Raw genomic sequence first — 24,148 nt, forward strand, 5'->3', positions numbered from 1 at the left:
AGGTGAATGGAAGAGTGATTGAACATGATGATTTTCAACTGAAAGCAGCGGCGAAGGAAAGGGTGAGGGAAAGAGCCTACTGGACATCGATCTTATCAGGTGTCCAGCTTGATGGCCGCATTCCTCATACGGTTTCACAAGCCAAGCCTGCTGCAATGAACCGATCGCTTCATTCGTCCTTCCCTGTGGCTATGAATCATTCGTTAAAGCAATTATGTGGAGATTCTGATTTGCGCCTGTTTATCGTGCTCACCACAGCTGCTTTTGGCTTGCTTCAACGTTATAGCGGAAAAACTGAGTTGATGGTGACTGTTCCTACAATGGAACAGTCTGCCAATCAATCAGCCATCAATCATATACTGCCGCTTAAGGCAGAAATTGAGCCTCATATGAGCTTTAGCGCAGGGCTAGAGGCAGTGAAACAATCGTTTCAAGAGGCAGTGCGTCATCAAAACTATCCTGTTCATATTTTAATGGATGAGCTTTGGCGTTCAATAGAAGAAGACAAGAAGCGTGTCAATCTGGCATGTGCATTTGAGCCATTGCATGGGCAAGCTGACAGAGAGCAGCTGCATGCGGATGTGCTTATTGTTTGGAAGAAAGAACAAGATCAACTTCATGCTGAAGTTCACTGGGATGCTTCCATTTATGATGACCACATGATGGAGCAGTTCTCCAATCATTTCATGGGATTCACAGAGCAATGTCTCGAAACGCCTGAGCAAACGATGAGCACACACTCATTTTTATCTGATATGGAGAAAAGTCAGCTGTTTGATTCGTTTCAAGGGGAGTCGCTCGCTTATCCAGTGGATCGTGATATTGTGTCGTTATTTCAACAACAAGTCCAATTGCATCCAGCACGAACGGCTGTTGTGTTTGGCACCACCTCCTATACATATGAAGAGGTTGATCATTTATCAGATCGCATTGCGCTTAGACTATCTCAAAGTCAGATAACATGTGAGACTCCTGTTGGACTCAGAATGTATCGATCTGCTGAACTTGTCATTGCTATTCTTGGCATCTTAAAGGCTGGCTATGCTTATTTACCGATTGATGTCCATCTGCCGATTGAAAGAATTCGGTATATGCTCAAAAACAGCGGTGCTACAGCTATTGTCTCGGATGCAGAAGGACACGAAGGATTGGATGTCGAGGTTCATGTGATTCAAGACATGCTTCAAGAATCATCAATAAAAGAGAATCTGACTTGGTCTATCTCGTCTTCGGATATGGCGTATGTCCTGTATACATCAGGTACGACAGGGCATCCGAAAGGTGTCGTTATCGAACATCGTCATGTCATTAATTTGGTATATGGAATGAAAACGCGCTTTTTTGATCTGCTCCCTGATCCTTTGCAAGTAGGGATGCTGGCTTCACACATTTTTGATGCGTCTGTTCAAACATTGTTCCCGGCATTGCTCCTCGGACATACGCTGCATATTGCCAAAGATGAAGTCCGTATGGATGGGCATGCGTTATGGTCGTTTTACCAAGAACATCACATCCAGCTGTCTGATGTGACCCCCTCTCATTTAAAGCTGATGAACAAGGCAGCAACGCAATCAAAACAAGACCTGCCAGCGTTGAAGATGCTGCTGGTGGGCGGAGAGGTGTTTACAAAAGAGCTGATGGATCAATTTTTACAGCATATATCAGGTAAAAAACCAATCATGATTAATGCGTATGGACCGACTGAATGTACGGTTCAGTCATCATCCTTTCTGATTCCCCAAGACTGGGATGAGCAAGTCATTCCTATTGGGCAGCCGATGCCGAATGAGCATATTTTCATATGTGATGCGCAAAGAGAGCTAGTTCCGATTGGCGTCTTTGGAGAGTTATATATAGCAGGCGATGGTGTAGGTCGTGGGTACATCAATCACCCTGATCTGAGCAAGGAGAAATTTATCAAAAAACCAGAGCTCAGCAGCGGGGTGTTATACGGTACGGGAGACCTTGCAAGATGGCGGTTTGATGGATTATTAGAATTTGCCAAGAGAAACGACGGTCAAGTGAAAATTAGGGGATATCGAGTTGAGCTAGAGGAAATCCGCAGAGCGATTCTTGATGACCCGCATATGCAAGGATTGATTCAAGATGTCATTGTCATTCCTAAGGAAACGCAGGATCAGGACCAATACATTTGCGCATACATGATGGCAAAACAAGTGATAGATCAGCGTGCGCTTCGTCAGTCTTTAAGTGAAAGATTACCAGGTTATATGGTGCCGAGGCATGTCATTCAAATAGAGCAATTTCCTTTGAATCTATCGGGGAAATTGGATATCCAAGCACTGCCGAATCCAGAAGATCAGCTGGCAGACAATCAAGAGCCAGTGACCATTCAAGCACATAATGAAACAGAGCAGAAGCTTGTTCGCATCTTCGCCTCTATTTTACAAGTCCCTGCTTCGCAGATTCGTATAGATGAACCGTTTTTTGACTTAGGCGGGAACTCTTTTAATATCGTTGAGCTGTCCAATAAAGTGAAAGAGGAATTTCAGCAGGAGCTGACAGTAATGGAGCTGTTCCAATATACAACTGTTTCGCAAATAGCTGCTCAATTAAAAAACAAAGCATCAGGGCAAGAGAAACAGATCGAAGATGATGGAGAAAATGAAGCGGATGACTTAGAAAGTGCCGCTCAACTGTTAGGCGGGATGATAGATGAGTAAGTTCACAGGATTAGAGGTTGCAGTGGTTGGGATGGCCTGCCGTTTTCCCGGAGCAAAGAATATTCATCACTTTTGGGACAACCTTGCAAATGGAAGAGAGTCCATTACGTTCTTTTCGAAGGAAGAGCTGCTTGAGGCAGGGGTTGAGAAAGAGGCATTAGATCATGAGCAATATGTACGTGCCAAAGGAGCAGTTGATCAGCATGATCATTTTGATGCAGATTTCTTTGGTTATTCACAGCGTGAAGCAGAAGTAATGGACCCGCAAATCCGCATGTTTCATGAGGTGGCGTGGGAATCTCTTGAAGATGCAGGCTATAACCCTGAAACCTATCAGGAACCGATTGGTTTATTTGGAGCCGCTTCTGCTAATTTATATTGGCAAGCTGCTTCCATGCTGATGAGAACCAATGACTCATCTGAACAATTTGCGGCTGTTCAGTTAACAGATAAAGATTTCATGAACACAAAGGTATCCTACAAATTGAATTTGAAGGGACCGAGCGTAGCTGTTGATACAGCCTGTTCTTCCTCTTTGACTGCCATTCATATGGCGGCGCGCGCCCTGATTACCGGAGAATGTAAAATGGCACTCGCAGGCGGCGTCACCATTACGACCCCTCACAAAAAAGGATACATGTATCAAGAGGGGATGATCATGTCGCCGGATGGGCACTGCCGAGCTTTTGATGAACAGGCAAAAGGCACCGTTGGCGGTGAGGGCTGTGGTGTTGTTGTGCTCAAATCATTAAAGCAGGCACTAAAAGATAAGGACCATATCTATGGCGTGATTAAAGGTTCAGCCTATAACAATGACGGCGGGCGGAAGGTTGGCTACACAGCACCAAGTATAGAAGGACAAAGCGAAGTGATTAAAAAGGCACTCAACATCAGTCGTGTAGAAGCTGAGAGTATTTCTTATATTGAAGCACATGGCACAGGTACAACTCTTGGAGATCCGGTTGAAATTGAGTCACTAAAGAAAGCCTTTCAAACGGATAAAAAACAGTTTTGTGCGATTGGGTCTGTGAAAACCAATATTGGTCATCTTGACTCAGCCGCAGGGGTTGCAGGTTTTATCAAGACAACGCTTAGTCTGTACCATCAGATGCTGCCGCCTAGCCTTCATTATAAAAGACCGAATCCGAAAATTGATTTTGAATTAAGTCCATTTTATGTCAATACAACACCCGTACCATGGACGAAAATAGAGCAGCCGCTGCGTGCCGGAGTTAGTTCATTTGGAGTCGGTGGAACGAATGTCCACCTGATCATGGAAGAGGCACCCGCCGCCGACAAACCGTCATTAGAAAGAGATCATGAACTAATGGTGATTTCTGCAAGATCGAAGCAGGCGGTTCAAAAATCTGCTGAACAAATGACATCTTATTTAAAAGAACAAAAGCATGTCACACTATCAGGTGCTGCCTTTACACTGCAAGAGGGACGAAAGCATTTTCCTTATCGACAAGCTTTTCTTGCAGGTCCGGACCGCACATTCCAGTCAGCCGGACAGCCGCAAAAGGCCTTTCAACAGCCTGCAGTCGTTTGGATGTTTTCTGGACAAGGTGCTCAGTATGTGAATATGGGCAAGGATTTATATGAGAAAGACCCTGAATTTAAACAAACGCTTCAGAAATGTTTTGCCATCATTTTATCTTTATCAGGTGTTGAGATCGAGAACGTGTTATATCCAACAACCGAAGAAGAGTTCATAAAAGCAGAACAACTCATACAGCAAACATCATATACACAAATCATCTTGTTTAGTTTTGAGTATGCGCTCGCATCGAAGCTGATGGGACTAGGCATACGTCCGCATTATTTCATTGGTCATAGTATTGGAGAAATCACGGCTGCCTGCGTGGCCGGTATCATACACCTTGAAGATGCCATCCGTATCGTTTTAAAAAGAGGCAGTTTGATGCAAAAAATGCCTCGGGGTGAAATGGTCGGAGTGTCACTCCCTGCCGAAGAGATTGAACATGATCTTCCTGAGGGTGTCGAGCTTTCTGCGGTGAATAGCTCACAATTATCTGTTGTTTCCGGTCCTTCAGAACGGTTACAGATCTATCTCGAACAAGCTGAAAAAAGAGGAGCTTCTGTCCAAACATTGAAAACCTCTCACGCCTTTCATACGAGTATGATGGCTGAAGCATCCGAACAGTTTAAGAACGTTCTCTCAGAGATCACCTATCAGCAGGGCGAGGTTCCGATCCTTTCGAATGTGACAGGGAACTGGTTAACAAATGAGCAAGCCTCATCGCCTGATTACTGGGCATCTCATATTAGGCAGCCTGTTTTATTTAGTCAAGGATTAGAGACGTTACTTGGACTTGGAGAAGTGGTTTTCATTGAAGTGGGGCCAGGTCATACGTTGACTCAATTTGTGAGACGACATGATGACTATGATGTGAATAAAGCAGCGGCTGTTTCATTGGTGAGACATCCAAAAGAACAAGCTGCTGATGATGAATATATGAAAAAAGCTATAGGAAAGCTGTGGACTTTCGGAGTGGAACCGAATTGGAGCGCTGTCAGAAAAGAAAAGACCCCATATCGAGTGTCACTGCCAACATATCCATTTGAGCATCAAATATTCCCCTCTCCGCAGTTTAAAGCGGATCAGTTGATGAGCAATTTAGCGCCATCAGAAAAGGGGGAGAAGCTCTCAGCTGATTTTCAAGACTGGTTTTACATTCCGGTATGGGAGCGCTCTGCACCTGTACTAAAAGAGCAGCATCATCAAGGGAAGCGTATCTTGGTTTTTGAGAAAAGTGGTCATATTGGCGCCTATTTGAAAGAGCGGCATGCAGAGGTTGTCAGCGTCTGTCAAAGTGATCATTCGATCAAAGAAAATGACCAGTTGATGAAAGCTGACGTTCATATGCTGTCACACTTAGAGTGGGTGATGGCTGAACTGCAGCAATCTGAATTTATACCGGAAGAGATCATCTGGATGCATGATGAACTAACAGAAGATACAGGTGAACAGCCAAACTACTTATCTGTGCTCGATCTCGTCAGGCTGATCAGTCAGCATCATAACACAACCATCCGTCTTCACCTTGTGACAAACCAAGCGCATGATGTCATTGGGATGGAGAAGGTCAATCCTCTTCAAGCCGCATGTACTGGGCTAGCTCTGACCATTCCTCAAGAATATCAGCATATTGCGTGTCAGCACATTGATTTATGTCAGGAAACAAAGGTGGACTGGCCGCTCTTTCTTTCATACGAGGTTGCAATGCACGATCAAGAGGCAGTCGTGGCGTATCGTGGGAACAGTAGGTGGGTTCGAAAAGCTTCAAGTACACCTTTAAGCAAAGAGGAATCGTCCACGCAGCCTATCAGGACTCATGGTGTTTACCTCCTGACCGGCGGTATGGGAGGCATTGGTTTTACACTAGCTCAACATTTAGCAGAAACGTATCAAGCAAAACTTGTGTTCCTCAGCCGATCGCAAATACGTGAACGTTCTGCATGGGGTGAGCTGCGTGATGCGGATGGGAAAGAAGCTGAAACCGTGAAAAAACTGATGGCTCTTGAAGAGTTAGGAGCTGATGTACAAACTGTACACGGTGATGTGTCAGATAAAGACGCCGTGCAGAAAGCGATCCAGCTGGCTCATACATCATTTGGTGATTTACATGGTGTCATTCATGCGGCAGGAGAGGCAGATGGGAAGATCATCCAAGCAAGAACAGCAGACGATGAAATTCGCATGTGTCAGGCAAAAATCAACGGGACCTATGTGCTGGATGAAGCACTCAAGGATGAAACGCTCGACTTCTTTTTACTTTGTTCATCCCTAGTGTCTTTTCTTGGAGCGGCTGGACAAGTGGCTTATGCCGCTTCCAATGCTTTTATGGACAGCTTTGCTCATGCGAAGAGGCAGGAAGGAAAGCCAGTGATTTCTTTAAACTGGGATCGATGGGAAAAAGTCGGTATGGCACACGACTCAGCATTAGCGGCTAAAGTCAATGACATGATGACGCTCGAGGAGCAGGCGGGAATTTTACCAGAAGAAGGAATCAAAGCCTTTCAGGAAGTGCTGCGTCTAGATTATCCGCAAATTCTTGTTTCTGTTCGAGACATGGGTGAGAGAATAAAACACCGATTAACACCTATGCAGCAGGAAGAAGAGTCGTCTAAACAAATATCGCAGGTCATAGATGATCGTCTAGAAGCATCATTGTGTGATGTACTCAGCTCCTTTTTTCCTCATGAACCGGCTGTGAATGAAAACTTCTTTGAAATGGGTGCGACATCCCTTGATTTGCTGCAGATGAGCGGTCATATTAAATCAATTTATGGTATAGAGGTTCCAGTGGTCATGATGTATAGTCATCCAACGATCGCGTCATTGGCTGCAGAACTGAAGAAGATACATGGAGTGAAGGAAGAAAAGCAAGCTGTCACTGAATCATCTAATCTCCGCAAACAGGCGATGGCAGATGGGAAGAACCGCCGTAAACAGAGATTAAAACGAAAATAGATGGGAGAAATGCAGCGTATGTCTGATCAAGAGCAATGGACCGAATCTGGACTTGAAATTGCAGTTGTAGGATTAGCAGGTACGTTTCCCGAGGCACCGAATGTGCAAGCGTTTTGGGAAAATGTATCGCAAGGGAAAGAATCCGTTACGTTTTTCACTGATGAAGAATTAAAGGCAGCGGGTGTAGATGAGACGCTGCTAAAACGTTCTGATTATGTCAAGGCAAAGCCATATTTAAAACATGCATCATCATTTGATGCAGACTTTTTTGGCTACTCTCCGCGAGAGGCATCTATTATGGACCCGCAAATTCGATTGATGCATGAATGTACATGGCATGCGCTAGAGGATGCAGGCTATGAGCCTGAGCAATACGAAGGATTAATTGGTCTTTATGCCGGGGCATCTAGCAATCTATCGTGGATGGGGCAGCATATGTCGTCACTTGCAAAGAACGAAGATGTGTTTCAAATCATGCATCTCAATGACCCATCCTTTGCTTCTCGAATTGCCTATAAATTAAATCTAAAAGGTCCAAGCGTATCTGTGCAAACGGCTTGTTCCACATCGCTTGTTGCTATCCATATGGCATGCCAGGGATTAATCGGCGGTGAATGTGACCTTGCGTTAGCAGGAGGTGTCACACTCCATCAGCCGCAAATCACAGGCTATCAATACCAAGAAGGAATGATTTATTCTCCTGATGGTCATTGCCGTCCGTTTGATGAAAAAGCAAAAGGAACCATTTTTGGTGAAGGTGCAGGCGTTGTTGCGCTAAAACGATTAAAAGATGCGATAGAAGACGGAGATTTTATTTATGCTGTCGTAAAAGGATCTGCAACGAACAATGATGGGAGCAATAAAGTCGGTTATACAGCCCCAAGTGTGAGTGGACAGGCAAGTGTCATTGAATCTGCGTTAGAAATGGCTGAGACAGAACCAGAGACGATTTCTTATATCGAAGCACATGGAACGGGTACACCTGTTGGAGATCCGATTGAGATTGAGGCGCTTACCCGTGCTTTTCAAACAGATCAACAAGGTTATTGCCGAATTGGATCAGTCAAAGCCAATATTGGGCATTTAGATGCCGCAAGCGGCGTAGCTGGTTTTATCAAAACAGTCATGATGCTGCATCATCGTCAATTTGCCCCGATGCCGCACTTTGAGAAACCGAATCACCGTATTTCTTTTGATCAAACCCCATTTTATGTTGGGACAGACAAAGAGGAGTGGAAGACATCTCAATTGCCAAGGAGAGCTGGAGTCAGTGCCTTTGGTATAGGGGGAGCAAATGCTCATGTCATCTTAGAAGAGGCACAGCCGAGAAAAGCAAACAGCAAGGCCTCGTCCAAAGAATTAATCGTGTTGTCAGCTAGATCAACACATGATCTGAATAACATGACAAAAAACTTAAAGGAATATGTCTCTTCACATCCTGATCTCTCACTTGGTGAAGCAGCTTATACCTTACAAAGTGGAAGAAAGGCTTTCAAATATCGAAAAGCGTTTGTCTGTTCCACGCGGGATGAATTATTAGAGGAGCTACAATTGCTGAATGAAGGCACAGCAGGCAGAGAAAGTTATCTTTATAAACGGATCAGCATGAAGCTGACAGGGTATCATGAGTCAGGTTTACGTGATTACATCAAGCTGTATGGAAAAGATCCTTCTTTCAAAATAGAAGTGGATCGAATCATAAGCCTCGTCCAATCCGCGGTACTTATCAAAAAAGATGAGCTGTTCCATCCTAAACAAAGCAGTCAATCAGAAGTGGCGATGCTGATCATGACATCGGCTTTTGCCAACATGGTAAGATCACTCGGAATTGAACTAGATGGATGGGTTGGAGAAGGCAGCGGCGTCTGGACAGCTTTATATGCAGCAGGCGGCCTTGAGCTAAACGATGCGGCATCTATTGTGTACCATCTTCATGACACCGAGACGGTTACTCAAAGGCTGGATTCCCTGCCTCAGAGGACACTCAAGCGGCCTGTTTACTTGCAGCAAACTGGGGAGGAACTAACCACTTTCGACCCATCGTCTGCAAAGGGTCTTCTTCATATGAATCAGCCTGTAAAATCACCAATGATTGAGCAAGAATCACCAGCTTTGATCATTGACCTTTCAACGAAACAAGGGATTGTAGTTGAAAAGGGAGCAGAAAAAACAACCGAACCACTTGATGGAGACATGCTTCAAATCGCAGGTGTTCTTTGGGAAATGGGGATCGGCTTAGCTTTCCCAATAACAGATGAGAAGAACAGGCAACGTATTCCGCTACCTGGGTACCCATTTCATAAAACTGATTTCTCTGCACAAACAAATACGATGGCAGCCATTGAACCACAAAAGCCGCAGAATGAACAGCGTGTCTTTGCTTCACTCGCTTCTTTACAAAAAGACATTCACGACATTGTGCAAACTCATTTTGGGTTTGATCAAATAGATGATGAATCGCCGTTTTTCGAATTTGGTGCGACATCCCTTGATATTTCTCAGCTTGCAGCGAAAATATCTGAGCATGTGGACAAGCAAATTGACACTGTGCAATTGTATCGGTTTACGACAGTGGCAAGTCTTGCTGAATATTTGTTTGAAGAACAGTCAGAACAGATTCAAACGCCTGCTTCTCGCCCAGTAAAAAACACGTCCCAGGAGCATACGGATATTGCGATTGTCGGAATGGCTGGAAGATTCCCGGGAGCTTCATCGCTAGAAGACTTTTGGCAGCGTCTTGTGAATGGCGAGGAAATGATTCACTTTTTCACAGAAGAAGAGCTCAAGAAAGCAGGGCTGGATGCGTCTGTCTATCAGCATCCGAATTTCATTGGAGCAAAAGGTCGTTTACAAGAAATTGAAGGTTTTGATGCAGACTTCTTCAACTATTCTGCTAGAGAGGCAGAGCTAATGGACCCGCAGTTCAGGCTCTTGCATGAATGTGCTTGGGAAGCGCTGGAGGATGCTGGCTGTGACCCCGATCGAATGGCAGGGAAAATTGGCGTTTATACAGGAACGAGTCCAAACCATGAGTGGCTGACGCGCTTTGCCCATCAAATGGAAGCAACTGAGCAATTCAGCGCCATGCTGTTAAATGATCGTGAGTTCTTTAGTACACAGCTTTCTTATAAATTGAATTTACACGGGCCTAGTGTGACCATGCAGACAGCTTGTTCGACCTCACTTGTCAATATTGGCATGGCCTGTCAAGCATTATTGAATCAAGAATGTGATGCAGCACTGGCAGGCGGTGTGACGGTTAGTTCTCCAGAAAATATCGGCTACATCTATCAAGATGGGATGATTCAATCAAAAGATGGACATTGCCGACCGTTTGACCAAGAGGCTAGCGGAACCATTTTCGGAGATGGAGCGGGGATTGTTCTGCTAAAACGTTATGAAGATGCGATGAGAGACGGCAACCCGATTCATGCGGTCATCAAAGGGGTTGGTGTGAACAATGATGGCAGCCGAAAAGCTGGTTTTACCGCTCCGAGTGTGGAAGGACAAGCAGAGGTTTTAAAAGAAACGTATGAAAAATCAGGTATCGATCCCGCGTCCATTGGTTATGTAGAAGCTCATGGTACGGGGACAAACATGGGAGATCCAATTGAGGTATCCGCTCTTAGTCAAGTGTTCAAAGGGACAGATCCGCTGACGATTCCGATCGGTTCTGTGAAAAGTAATGTCGGACACTTAAATAGTGCGGCAGGGATTGCAGGTCTGTTTAAAGCCATTTTGGCTCTCCAGCATAAAACGATTCCGCCAACCATTCATTATGAAAAACCCAATCAGGAGATTCCTTTCAAAGATACACCGTTTTATGTGAATCAAAAGGCGTTGTATTGGAAGGAAGCAGATGGTCCGAGAAGAGCGGGAGTCAGCTCTTTCGGTATCGGCGGAACGAATGCCCATATGATCATAGAAGAGGGCATACAGGCGAAGCAAAAGCCAGCTTCTAACCAAAAGCAGCTGCTCGTCTTATCTGCAAAAACAGATACTGCTTTGGCGGAAATGACAGAGCGATTAAAGCAGTATGTGATCCAGCATCCTCAAGTCCCGCTTGAAGATATTGCTTATACATTAAGTTATGGCAGAAAGCAATTTCCATACCGAAAAGCGATCGTACTCGCGTCTGCTGATGAATGGATGCAGCAGAAACAGCTTGAAACAAGTGTGTTCCGAAGCAAAAAATGGCGTAAAGCGACCTTTATGTTTTCGGGTCAAGGCGCTCAGTATGTTGGTATGATGCGCGGATTATATGATGCAGAGCCAGTGTTCAAATGGGAAGTAGATAGATGCTTTAAATATGTAATGGAAACGGAGCAAGTGGATTTAAAGGGCATTGTCTTTTCCGAGGATGAAACGAACGAAGACATCACAAAAACGTCAAATGCTCAGCCGCTTCTCTTTATATTTGAGTATGCATTAGCCAAATTGCTTCAGCATAGCGGTGTTGAGCCAGAATCAATGATTGGACACAGTATCGGCGAGTACGTTGCCGCTTGTTTGTCAGGGGTCTTTTCTCTCGAGTCTGCATTAACACTCGTGATGGCAAGAGGAAGATTGATGCAAGACATGGAAAAAGGCGCGATGCTTAGTGTGCAATTACCCGAGGCGGAGCTCGTCTCAATGATCGATGAATCGCTTTCTGTTGCTGCTGTCAATGCAAAAGACCTTTGTGTCGTTTCTGGAAGAGAAGAGCATATCGCTGCATTTGAAAAGAAACTGCAAGACAAAGGAATTGTCACAAGACAGCTCCATACTTCTCATGCCTTTCATTCCTACATGATGGAGCCGATGCTTGAGGCGTTTCAACAATTCGTAGAGAAAGTAGAATTGCACGAGCCAGCGATTCCGTTTATATCGAATGTGACAGGCACCTGGGCGACAAGCGAAGAGGTGATGACAGCATCTTATTGGACGAACCACTTGCGTGGAACCGTTCGTTTTCATGAAGGTCTATCTCAGCTGTTAACCGATGAAGTACGAGCACTCATAGAAGTTGGGCCTGGAAACAGCTTGACGGCATTAGCGAAACGTCATGAAAACAAAGAGTCTCATCATGATGTCCTGAATATGGTGAGGCATACGAGAGAACAAGCGGATGACCATGCATATTTCTTAAAAAGAATAGGAGAGCTATGGGCAGGCGGTTACGAGGTCAAGGCGCAGCAACATCCAACTCAAGCGGAACGTCAGCTCGTATCGCTGCCGACCTATCCATTTGAGCGGAAACGATATTGGATTGAGGCAGGAAAGCCCGCGTCTCCGCAACTATCCGCTCCTAAGGAAACGAAGAAGAAAGAGATGGAAGAATGGTTCTACCTGCCTTCATGGGAACAGCAGCCGCTAAAACCAGTTTTCGAAAAAGAAACAGAAGAACAAACGTGGCTCATTTTCAGGGAACAGGATGCTTTTCATGAACTGTTTATTCATTCATTTAAGCAACAAGGGATCAAGGTCATTTCTGTCACAAAGGGTGAAGCTTATCAAGAGCTGGATCAGTCGTTTACGATCAATCCGGCAGAAGGCCAGCACTACCGAAACATGTTAGATTCATTGTCTAATAGAGGCATCAATATTCATCGGATTCTTCATTTATGGGAAGCTGCGAAAGAAGATGACAACTCGAATCGTCAAGCCGCTTTTCAGGCGCACATTGAAAAAGGCTATTACAGCTTAATTTTCTTATCTCAAGCGATTGCTGCCCAAAAAAATATTCGAGAATGCCGTCTGTTTACGATCACTAGCGGAATTCAGCCAGTCACAGGAAATGAGACGATATGTGCAGAGAAAAGTGCAATGCTTGGGCCATGTAAAGTGATTTCACAGGAATACCATCATATCAAATGTTGGAATATCGATGTGGAAGACGTGCCAGAAGTCATGTCTTGGAAGGAACAAGTCCTTGTCGATCTTATTGTGCAGGAAATCATGCAGCCTGGAAAGGACCAGCTTGTGGCGTATCGTCATCGAAAGCGCTGGGTGCAGAGCTACAAGCATTTGCCGCTACAAAAAGAAGATGGACTTCCGAAGATGATCAGGCCAAATGGTGTTTATTTGATCACAGGAGGTTTAGGCGGCATCGGATTTGTTCTATCAAAGATGCTGGCGAAGGAAGGAAATGTACATCTTTATTTAACTGGCAGAACGGCATTGCCGCCAAGAAATGAATGGGCGTCATATGTTCAACAAGCAGATGCCGATGAAGCGCAGCGCACGAGAATTGAGAAGGTGCTTGAGCTTGAACGATTAGGTGCAACAGTAGAAGCGGTGCAGGCGAATGCAGGAGATCTTGATCAGATGAAACATGTATTTGATGCCATTCGCAAAAAGCATGGCGGCGTTCATGGTGTATTCCATGCAGCAGGATTACCAGGAAGTACATCCTTCCGTGCAATCAAAGATATCCCTTCTACACTGGCGCAGGGAGAGGATCAATTCCAATCAAAGGTGAAAGGGCTCGATGTGCTAGAGCAGCTGTTGGAACAAGAACAAGCAGACTTTTGTCTTCTCTTTTCTTCCATTAGTGCATTGCTTGGGGGCTTAGGATTCTCTGCTTACTCAGCGGCTAACTTATATATGGATGCATTTGCAGCTAGACTTAATCAACATAGTCAAACCCCGTGGATGTGTGTGAACTGGGATGCTTGGAATTTCTGGGGTGAACTAGAATCCACAATTGGTGAATCGATCAATGAGCTTGCGATTTTACCAGAAGAGGGTGCTGAGCTGTTCCAGTATGTTCTGTCTAGCCGGCAGAATCGACACATGCTCGTGTCCACAGGAAATCTTGATGAACGGATAGATCAATGGCTGTCACTAGAGCCTAAGACCGCAGCGGATGAGGATTCATATGAAGTGTCTAAGCACGAAAGACCAGAGCTGGGCAATCCGTATGTGGCGCCTCGCAATGAAACTGAAAAAGCGATCTGTCAAGTATGGCAGGATTTTATGGGCATGGAACAAGTGGGCATTCACGACAATTTCTTCGATCTCGGCGCAAGCTCGCTGGATATTGTTCAAGTCACCAATCGGTTAAACCAAGCACTTCAAACAAATGAAGCGGTTGTGACGTTGTTTACGTACCCATCTGTTGCAGAGCTTGCGAAATATATCCAGCCTTCTGAGGACTCGAAGGAAGAAACGATGGAAGAAGAACTAGCCGTCGTCACTTCAGGTGATCGTAGAGCTCGTTTTAAACAGCAACGGAATAAAAGATTGAGAGGCGGAATCGAGAATGAATGATACAACGAATCACTATCATGGCGCAGAAATTGCTGTTATCGGTCTTGCAGGTCGTTTTCCAGGGGCCAAAAATGTAGATGAGTACTGGGAGAATCTGAAAAAAGGAAAAGAAACAATCTCCTTTTTTACAGAAGAAGAATTACGGCGTGAAGGTACAGATGAAGCTTTATTAAAAAATCCCCGTTTTGTCAAAGCAAAAGGGATGCTAGATGATGTTGATTTATTTGATGCAGATTTCTTTGACTATACACCAAAGGAAGCGGCCATGATGGACCCGCAGTTTAGACTCTTTCATGAATGTGTGTGGACAGCGCTTGAAGACGCTGGGTACGATCCGTTTGAATATAAAGGGCAAATTGGTCTTTATACAGGTGCAGGGATCAATACAGAATGGGTCATGAGAGCACTTCAAGGGGCGGCTCAAGGCGAGGATTCGAAAACACTAGAAGCTGCCGTTCTGAATATGCGTGATTATTTAGCGACGATGATTTCATATAAATTAAATTTGAAGGGACCGAGTATGGTGGTGCAAACCGCCTGCTCGACCTCGATGGTGTCGATTCATCTAGCCGTTCAGGCTTTATTAAGCGGCGACTGTCATATGGCAGTTGCAGGCGGCGTGTCCATTCGCCTGCCGCAAAAATCGGGTTATCTTTATCAAGAAGGCATGATCCATTCATCTGACGGACATTGCCGCGTCTTTGATAACAAAGCCGATGGAACCGTTTTTGGTGATGGTGCAGGAGCCGTTATTTTAAAAAATTTAGAGGATGCCATTGAAGACGGTGATCACATCTATGCTGTCATTAAAGGATCATCTATTAATAATGACGGAAATAGAAAAGTGGGATATACAGCGCCGAGTACGAAAGGTCAAGTTTCAGCCATTAAGACAGCACTTCGAATGGCTGAGGTGGAACCTGAAACCATTTCGTACATTGAAGCACATGGAACCGGAACAACCCTCGGAGATCCAATCGAAATTGAAGCGCTCAAGCAAGCATTTGATACAGATAAAAAAGGCTTTTGCCGCATTGGTTCTGTCAAATCGAATGTTGGTCATTTGAATGATGCATCAGGTGTCGCGGGCTTTATTAAAACCGTTTTAAGCTTAAAGCATCAAGTGATTCCGCCGACCATTCATTTTGAAACGCCGAATGAAAAAATTGAATTTGACAATTCGCCTTTCGTTGTAAACACAGACTTGACGCCATGGAGCACACAGGAATCTCCTCGCCGGGCGGGTGTAAGCTCATTTGGGATAGGTGGAACAAATGCTCATGTCATTTTAGAAGAAGCACCTGCTACACGTGTTGCCGCTGATAGCCCTGAGGATAGTGAACTTCTTTTATTATCTGCCAAAACACCAGCAGCTCTTGAAAAAATGACGGATCGCCTTGCGGACTATTTACTCCAGCATCAGCAGCAAGTTCGTCTAAGTGACGTTGCCTATACGCTGCAAACAGGGCGCCATCATTTCCCGCATAAACGTGTCATTCTTGGAAATAACACGGCTGACATGTTACAGGCGCTGAATCAAAGGTCAAAAGAGGTGGTCAAGACGGCCAGCTCCCAAACATCGAGCCGTCCAATCGTCTTTCTTTTCCCAGGCCAAGGATCTCAGTATGTAGACATGGGGCGTCAGCTTTATGACAAGTATCCAGTCTTTAAGGAAGCGCTGGATCAATGCTTGAATCAATTCAAACAGCATGTCTCAGTTGACCCATTTAGTATTTTATTCTCTACAGAAGCAAGTGATGATCGTCAGCTGATCAACCAAACAGAATATACGCAGCCGCTTCTGTTTAGTGTGGAATACGCTTTGGCTAAATTGCTGATTCATTTTGGCGTCAAACCGCAGGCACTGATCGGTCACAGTATTGGAGAATACACAGCTGCTGCCGTATCTGGTTTACTATCTGTTGAAGATGCCGTAGATCTTGTGGCTTATCGCGGACAGCTCATTAGCCAGCTTCCAAAAGGCTCTATGCTGAGTGTTCCTTTGAGTGAACAGAACGTGTTGTCATATTTAACAGATGATCTTTCACTTGCAGCAGTAAATGGTCCTGAATTGTGCGTAGTGTCAGGTGAGACCACAGCCATTGATGCACTTGCTGAGAAACTGGAGGCTGCTGGACATGGGTGTAGAAAGCTTCACACCTCTCATGCCTTCCATTCTAAAATGATGGATGACATCCTGCCATCATTTAAAGAAAAGGTAGCCGAGTATCAATTGAATGCGCCGTCTATCCCTTATATTTCTAACGTCACAGGTACGTGGATTGACCATGAAGCAGTGCAAGACCCGGCATATTGGGCTAATCATTTGCGGCAAGCGGTTCGTTTCCGTGATGGAGCGGAGACGTTATTAACGGAGCTTGATCCTATTTTCGTTGAAGTCGGGCCGGGGAATACGTTAAGTGCCTTTATTCGCCCAGCTTCAAAGGAACATCATCAGCAGCCGATTCCATTGATGCGTCATCCAAAAGAAGAGGCAGCCGACGACCGCTACCTGCTGGGAAGATTGGGTGACATCTGGCTTCAAGGGGTGCCGGTTGACTGGACAAAATTGCGAAATCAGACATCAAATCAAAAAGTATCCTTGCCGACCTATCCGTTTGAACGACAACGATATTGGATTGAAAAGGTAGATACATCTGCATTATCTTCATCTTCAGGTGTGCAAATGGTGGTGCCAAAGGATAACAAAGGGCAGGAAATAGAAGAAAACAATCAAGTCCATGCCGCCGCATCGAATGACATTGAGGCAACGTTACAGCGGATGTGGAAAGACATTTTAGGAATTGAAAAGGTGGAAAGAGACGACCATTTCTTTGAGCTTGGCGGACATTCGTTAAATGCCACCGGTCTGATTTCTCAAATTCACAAAGAGTTTGGTGTAGAGCTAACGCTCACAGACATGTTTAACAATCCGACAATTGAAAAGCTCCAAGCATTCATCGAAAAGGCAGAGAAGCATCAATATTTCAAGATTGAACCAGTGGAAAAGAAAGACACGTATCCATTATCTGCTGCTCAAAGACGGACATTCCTCATTCATCAGCGTATTGGTCAAGTGACCTCTTACAACATGCCGATGGCACTGAGATGTAAAGGGGAAATTGACGTCGAGCGCTTTGAGCAGACCTTCAAGCAATTAATTGATCGTCATGAAACCTTGCGAACGACCTTTGAATTAAAAGATGGTGAACCGGTTCAGCGTGTCCATGATGACTTCCAATTTGCTGTTGAATTGACAGAGGCTGATGAAAAAGGATTAGAAGCACAAATCGATGAATTCATTCGTCCATTTGACTTAAAGGCTGCACCATTGATCCGTGTGCGTTTTGTGAAAATCGCTGCACATGATCATCTCTTATTAGTCGATATGCATAATATTGTGGCGGATGGAGCGAGCATGAACATCTTTATTAAAGAATTTACTGAGCTCTATCGAGGGGAAACCTTGCCGGAACTCACTGTTCAATATAAAGATTATGCAGAATGGCAAGATAAATATTTCCGCAGCGAGATGTTTCAAAAGCAGCAGGATTATTGGAAGCAGCAAATTGGCTCAAATGTGCCAACTTTGACAATGCCATATGATTTTGAACGGAAGGAACAATCCTTCTTAGGAAGAGCGATCAAATTCAATATTGAACCGCACATTGTTGAGAAAATTGAACAGCTTGCTGAACAGTATCAGCTGACAAATAACGTCATCTTGTTCCAGCTCTATGGGCTGCTGCTCTCACGTTATGCAGATCAAGAGGAACTAATTGTCGGTTCACTTGTGGCTGGACGGCGTCATGCAGATATCGAGCATACAATTGGCATGTTTACAAACTTCCTACCAATTAAACTAGACATGGAACAAGAAGCAACCTTTACAGAGCAACTGACGCAGACAAAGCAAGTATTGCTGGATGCGTATGACCATCAAGAGTACCCATTTGACCAAATGGTCGAGCATCTGAATCCAAAAACAAGACCGCATCGTAATCCATTCTTTGATACAATGCTCATTTACCATAATGAGTACGATCCGAATATTAAAATCGAAGCCGATGGACTAACATTTGAAACACATGAGTTTGCAAAGGGAATTTCCAAACTCGATATGAAAATGGATGTTGTCAGAGAAGTAACAGGTGAGTTAAAGTGCGTCCTTCAATACAATCTTGCGCTGTTTAAACATGAGACAATGCAAGCGTTCGTCAAGCACTTCGAGCACTTGGTCGAACAGGCTGTTCAAACACCTGATCAACTGCTCAAGGATTTCGATGTGCTTTCAGACGAAGAAGAACAGGCAGCAAAAGAGAAAAGGGAGCGTGCAGAGGAAAAAGCACCGCTCGTACTAACAGTCAGCTCGACATTTACAGCAGATCCAATCGCACCTTACATTCAGTACTGGACCAAACAGTTTGATGTGCAGCTTGATGTTCAATTTGCACCGTATGGGCAGGTATATCAGGAATTACTAAATGAGCGCAGCCTTATCTCACAGAAGAAAAACGGTGCGAACCTTCTGCTCATTCGATTAGAGGATATCACGGGTCCAGCTCATCTTTCACTGGAAGAAAACAAAAAACTGGCTGCAGAGCATACTGAAGAACTTGCAAACGTTCTGAAATCAAAAACGAAACATAACCTATATTTTGTTGGGATTCTGCCGATAAGTGCTGCTCTTAAAGACACGCTGCAAGATGTGGAACAAGAGTGGATTGCTCAATTATCTGAGATAGACGGTGTTCAATTGATCGATTGCCGTCAGCTTGCGCAGCAATATCAGATGGATGACATCTTTGATGCAAAAGGAGAGCAAGCCGCACATCTCCCATTCACTGAAGTCTTTTGTGGAGCCATTGGTACAAAAGTCGCACGCGAGTTCATTGCATGGCAAGGTGCCCCATTTAAGGTAGCGGCCATTGATTGTGATCATACGCTTTGGAGGGGTGTTGTTTCAGAAGACGGTGTGGAAGGTATCGATATTACGCCAGAACATCAAATGCTTCAGCGCTTTTTAAAACAAAAGCAGCAAGAGGGTCTCCTGCTTGTCTTAAGCAGCAGGAATAATGAAGAAGATGTGTGGCGCGTGTTTGAAAACCACCCAGATATGATCTTGCAAAAAGACGATATTGTCGACTGGCGAATCAATTGGGAAAGTAAACCGGCACATCTCAAAGAGATGGCAGATTCACTGAATCTTTCATTATCTCAGTTTATTTTCTTAGACGATGATCCTGCTCAGTGCTTGCGTATGAATGAAGAGCTACCTGAAGTGATGACACTGCTACTACCTGCCAATGAAAAAGCGATCCCATTATTTGCTCAGCATGCTTGGGCATTTGACCGCTATGATGTCACAGAAGAAGATAGAGGGCGAACAACGAGCTACAAGGCTGAAAAAGCTCGTCAAAAAGAGAAAGCTGAGTCTCTGTCAATGGAGCAATTTTTACAAGATTTGAATTTAAACATGAGTGTAACAGAGTGGGGAGAAAAGCACCTTGCCCGCGTGGCGCAAATGAGCAGTCGCATTAACCAATTCCGCTTAAATGCTCAGCGCTTTGATGAACAGCAGCTGAGAGAGCGGATGGAAAATGAGCATGTTAAGGGCTGGATTATCGAGGCAGCGGATCGCTTCAGTCATGAAGGAATTGTAGGGGCGATCTTGGCTCATCATGCAGGCGACACCTTGATCATTGATGCTTGGATGCTAAGCTGCCGTGCTCTAGGGAAAGGGATTGAGCAAAAATGTCTGACATGGCTCGCTAAATATAGCCGTCAGCACCAGCTTTCTTCTATTGAATTCAAGTTTACATCGACTGGACGTAATGAGCTATTCAAGTCATTTATGAAAGAGCACCAGATGCAGGAGATTGAGGAGCAGCAAACATACCGGATACAAGTGAAAGAAATCGGTTCACTGAGCGATCACATTCAGATCGTTGACCACCTGTCACCTCGTCAGCACCTGGCTGAAGAAATAGAGGGTCAAAGGGTGGAGACAGCAAGTCATTCAGCTTCTGAAGGTTACACATGGGAAACGATTCAAACAGATCAAACGCTGCACAGCGGTTATGTAAAAGCCCTTAAGGTACATGATCAAGAAGGTCTGTGTTCATTATTAAAGACGGAACTAACGCAGGATCATGGACTTTACGCACACCCAACCAATGAACGCGAGGCATTGCTTCTTGAGATTTGGTGTGACATTCTTCATGTGGAAAAAGTAGGAATTGACAACGACTTTTTCGATTTAGGAGGAAATTCTTTACTTGCTGTCAAAATGGAAGTAGAGATTGAAAAGAAGGGTTGGTATGTTGATGATTTGAATTTTGCTGAAAAACACACCATTCGAGAATTAGCAAAATATATGAAGAGGGAGAATCAGCATGCATAAAGATGTAAAAGCCATATATGAAGAATCAAAAATTTTAGATGAGGCCACTCATTTATACGGAGTCCAGCGAAGTGACATCCGCTTTATCGCAGATGCAGAAAACTATGTGTATGAACTTAAAAAAGACGGAGAGTCTTTCATTTTAAAAATTACCCATACCATCCGCAGATCACCTGATTATATTTTAGGTGAAATGGAATGGCTCCATCACTTAGCGAAGGGCGGACTTTCGGTTGCAAAACCAATTGCTTCATTACATGGCCGTGATATCGAGCAAGTAGACGATGAGCAAGGCGGTTCATTTTTACTGCGAGTCTATGAAAAAGCACCAGGCCATAAAGTCGAAGAGGCAGACTGGAACGATGAATTATTTTATGCCCTTGGACAGTACACAGGCCGCATGCATAAACTGACAAAAAGCTATCAGCTGTCAGATCCGCGATATAAAAGACAAGAGTGGGATGAAGAGGAGCAGCTTAAATTGCGTAAGTATGTCCCAGCCGATCAGACGCTTGTGTTCGAACAAGCGGATCGGTTGATGGAAAAGCTGGCAAAGCTTCCGAAAAATCAGGATACGTACGGATTGGTTCATGCGGATCTTCATCACGGAAACTTCCACTGGGATCAAGGCAAAATTACGACCTTTGATTTCGATGATATCGGGTACAACTGGTTTATGAACGACATTAGCATTTTGCTATACAATGTGTTGTGGTACCCAGTCATTCCATACGAAGACAAAGCAGCTTTTGCAGGAAACTTTATGAAGCAGTTCCTTAAAGGCTATCGTGAAGAGAATGAGCTTGGGGATGAGTGGCTTGCCTACATTCCTGATTTCCTTCGCTTACGTCACGTGCTAATCTATGGCTTGCTGCATCAAGCATTTGATTTGGCTACCATCGGAGATGAAGAGAAGGCCATGCTCGCTAGCTTCCGCTCCGACATTGAGCAAGCAGCACCGATTACGACGTTTGACTTTACAAAGCTAAGTCAATCTTAAAAATGAAAATCCCCGCCTATGTGATGAGGCGGGGATTGTTTTTTATGGGCGATAGGTGGACGGTGATTCAATGATATGAAACAGGTTCTTTCCTTGCTTTGTATTATCGATCCAGCCTTGAAATGCTGCTTTTCCAGGTCCATATGCATAGACAGGGACATCCTCACCTGTATGAGCAAAGGTTGTCCAGCCTGAGAAAGAACGTTGATCAAAGATGTGTTGAATGCTGAGTTGAATCGTACCGGCCTTCCCTGATTGTGCCGCTTTCTCCACCTGTGAGATTTCCTCTTTTGTGAGCGAGAAATCAATATAGGTGTGAAGGACATCACGTACCGATTGTCCGCCTGCGATTTTCTTTGCCATATACACAGGTGTTTTCTTAGCAGCTAAAATGGGTGCTGGGTCCCATTTATAGCCGGTTTCACTTGTCATGCCGTCTGCACCAAACGAAAAGCCGCCAGTCGCATGATCTGCTGTGATGATGACGAGGGTTTCTTGATCCTTTTTAGCGAATTGAAGAGCCGCTTGGACTGCTTTCTCAAAATCCTCCATCTCACTCATTGCGCCGACCACATCATTTTCATGTCCAGCAGAATCAATGGTACTGCCTTCAAGCAGCATGAAAAACCCATGCGAATTGTCTTGATTTAATTGGGTCAATGCTGACTGCGTCATGTCTTTTAAAGTAGGCACATGCTTTGGACGATCGATGGCTCGATCCAGCTCGTCCTCCTGGAATAAGCCGAGCATTTTTGAAGATGATTGGGAGGTTAAATCATCTTTTGACCTTAGAATGGAATACCCGCTCTTCTCAAATTCTTTCACAAGATCACGGTCTTTTCGGTCAAAATATTGCATGCCGCCACCTAGAAGGATATCAACTTTGTGCTCTCCACCTATTTTCTCATCAAAAAAGTGGTCTGCAATTTGTTCTTTGTTTTTTCGGGAGACGTTATGTGTGCCAAAAGCGGCAGGTGTAGCATCGGTGATGTCAGATGAGACAACAAAGGCTGTTTTCATTTGTGCTTCCTTTGCTGCTTCAACGACACTTCTAAGAGGTTCTTTTTCTTGGTTGACGGCGATGGCATCATTGTATGTCTTTTTTCCAGTCGCCATGGCCGTGGCTGCGGCAGCTGAGTCGGTAATATTATCTCGAGGATCATCTGGGTGTGTGGTCTGCATCCCGACTAAATACGGGTCCCAGACGGTTTGTGCTTTTGGAGAACCAAGCTTTTCCTGCTTGAATGTGCGGTAGGCTTTGATCACGGGCATCCCCATTCCATCGCCAACGATAAAAATAACATTTTTTGGTGTTTTCGTTTGTTTCTTGTCTGCTGCATTTGTTGAGACGGGAGTGACATAATGTGAGGTCAATAAAGCAGCGAATACGAGTACCGCTAGAATCCCACTCATAAGAAAAATACGTTTTTTACGATCCATATAGCCCATGAAAAATCCCCTTTTATCATTTATTTCATAATTTGTATTTTATTTGAATGAAGGCAATGGTTCAACCCCTTTTCCCATAAAAAAAGGTGATGAGACTTTTGCCTCATCACCTTTTATACCGTATCACACTTGACGCCAACGACGCCTTCTAGATCTTTAATATCAAAATACACATCAGTTGTATAGCGATCTTTATGCACGCGTACGCGTACTTCCATAATCGGATAGTTCTTTTCTGTTAAATCATCAATACGAACAGAATGAATGCGAATGTTGAGGGCTTTCATTTCTTTTAAAATATCCGTCATGCGGTTTCGATCAGAAAGAGACATTCTGATGCGGATTTCTTTTTCCTGTAAGCGAATCGGCCCGATCCGCTGGAAGAGCCACGGTAGAAATTCGACACTAATCAGAATAAAGAAAAGACTGAGGAAGGCTTCTTTATAAAATCCTGCACCTGTAGCAACCCCAAGTCCTGCTGCTCCCCAGATCATCGCAGAAGTCGTGAGACCTGAGATGACATCATTGCTTTTTCGCAGAATCACACCTGCTCCAATAAAACCAACACCAGATATAATTTGCGCCGGTAACCTGAGTGGGTCCATTTGAAGCCTAGAGACTCGAGGGAAATTGTAGGCTGCATCAATGCTGATGATGGTTAACACGCAGGAGCTGACAGCAATGACAATACACGTTTTTAAGCCGAGCGGCTTTTTCTTCAACTCACGTTCAAGCCCAATAATCAAACCGATTAAGGTGGCCACGGCTAATTTTAAGACTGTATCCCATTCAATTGTCCAAAACATGCGTATCGCTCCTTCATTTCATGTACGTTTCACATCATGTATATGATCTTCTCACAG

The 24,148-nt window shown here is 44.5% G+C and carries 7 protein-coding genes; 5 read left to right on the forward strand and 2 right to left on the reverse strand.

Going from position 1 to position 24,148, the window contains the following annotated elements:
- Positions 1 to 14: 14 nt before the first annotated feature.
- The 5 genes from MHI11_RS03485 to MHI11_RS03505 are packed head-to-tail and all read left to right on the forward strand — an operon-like array spanning position 15 to position 21,836.
- Positions 15 to 2,684 carry a non-ribosomal peptide synthetase gene (locus MHI11_RS03485; RefSeq protein WP_340960459.1) on the forward strand — a complete coding sequence of 890 codons (2,670 nt, stop codon included), beginning with the start codon at positions 15 to 17 and terminating at the stop codon, positions 2,682 to 2,684.
- On the forward strand, positions 2,677 to 7,182 hold the full coding sequence (locus MHI11_RS03490) for a type I polyketide synthase (protein ID WP_340960460.1): 4,506 nt from the start codon (positions 2,677 to 2,679) through the stop codon (positions 7,180 to 7,182). Before MHI11_RS03485 ends, MHI11_RS03490 begins: the two co-directional genes overlap by 8 nt.
- 18 nt (positions 7,183 to 7,200) lie before the next feature.
- Positions 7,201 to 14,433 carry an SDR family NAD(P)-dependent oxidoreductase gene (locus MHI11_RS03495; RefSeq protein WP_340960461.1) on the forward strand — a complete coding sequence of 2,411 codons (7,233 nt, stop codon included), beginning with the start codon at positions 7,201 to 7,203 and terminating at the stop codon, positions 14,431 to 14,433.
- The gene (locus MHI11_RS03500) at positions 14,426 to 20,836 is read left to right on the forward strand and encodes an HAD-IIIC family phosphatase (protein ID WP_340960462.1); all 6,411 of its coding nucleotides are present in this window, start codon (positions 14,426 to 14,428) and stop codon (positions 20,834 to 20,836) included. Before MHI11_RS03495 ends, MHI11_RS03500 begins: the two co-directional genes overlap by 8 nt.
- Positions 20,829 to 21,836, forward strand: a complete 1,008-nt coding sequence (locus tag MHI11_RS03505; protein WP_106030029.1) for a phosphotransferase enzyme family protein — start codon at positions 20,829 to 20,831, stop codon at positions 21,834 to 21,836. Before MHI11_RS03500 ends, MHI11_RS03505 begins: the two co-directional genes overlap by 8 nt.
- 42 nt (positions 21,837 to 21,878) lie before the next feature.
- On the opposite strand, the gene MHI11_RS03510 is transcribed toward MHI11_RS03505, so the two are convergent.
- A complete protein-coding gene (locus MHI11_RS03510) occupies positions 21,879 to 23,285 on the reverse strand; it encodes an alkaline phosphatase (protein ID WP_340960464.1) in 1,407 nt (468 codons plus the stop codon).
- 113 nt (positions 23,286 to 23,398) lie between these two features.
- The gene (locus MHI11_RS03515) at positions 23,399 to 24,091 is read right to left on the reverse strand and encodes an MgtC/SapB family protein (RefSeq protein ID WP_012009182.1); all 693 of its coding nucleotides are present in this window, start codon (positions 24,089 to 24,091) and stop codon (positions 23,399 to 23,401) included.
- Positions 24,092 to 24,148 lie beyond the last annotated feature (57 nt).

Origin of the sequence: Bacillus sp. FSL K6-3312 (genome assembly GCF_038007485.1) — a bacterium.
In the GTDB taxonomy this organism is placed as follows: Bacteria; Bacillota; Bacilli; order Bacillales; family Bacillaceae; genus Bacillus; species Bacillus pumilus.

What these genes read in the sequence shown, in the direction of transcription:
- MHI11_RS03490 (WP_340960460.1), top strand. Translation starts at nt 2,677, where the DNA reads ATGAGTAAGTTCACAGGATTAGAGGTTGCAGTGGTTGGGATGGCCTGC.
- MHI11_RS03495 (WP_340960461.1), top strand. Translation starts at nt 7,201, where the DNA reads ATGTCTGATCAAGAGCAATGGACCGAATCTGGACTTGAAATTGCAGTT.
- MHI11_RS03500 (WP_340960462.1), top strand. Translation starts at nt 14,426, where the DNA reads ATGAATGATACAACGAATCACTATCATGGCGCAGAAATTGCTGTTATC.
- MHI11_RS03505 (WP_106030029.1), top strand. Translation starts at nt 20,829, where the DNA reads ATGCATAAAGATGTAAAAGCCATATATGAAGAATCAAAAATTTTAGAT.
- MHI11_RS03510 (WP_340960464.1), bottom strand. Translation starts at nt 23,285, where the DNA reads ATGGGCTATATGGATCGTAAAAAACGTATTTTTCTTATGAGTGGGATT.
- MHI11_RS03515 (WP_012009182.1), bottom strand. Translation starts at nt 24,091, where the DNA reads ATGTTTTGGACAATTGAATGGGATACAGTCTTAAAATTAGCCGTGGCC.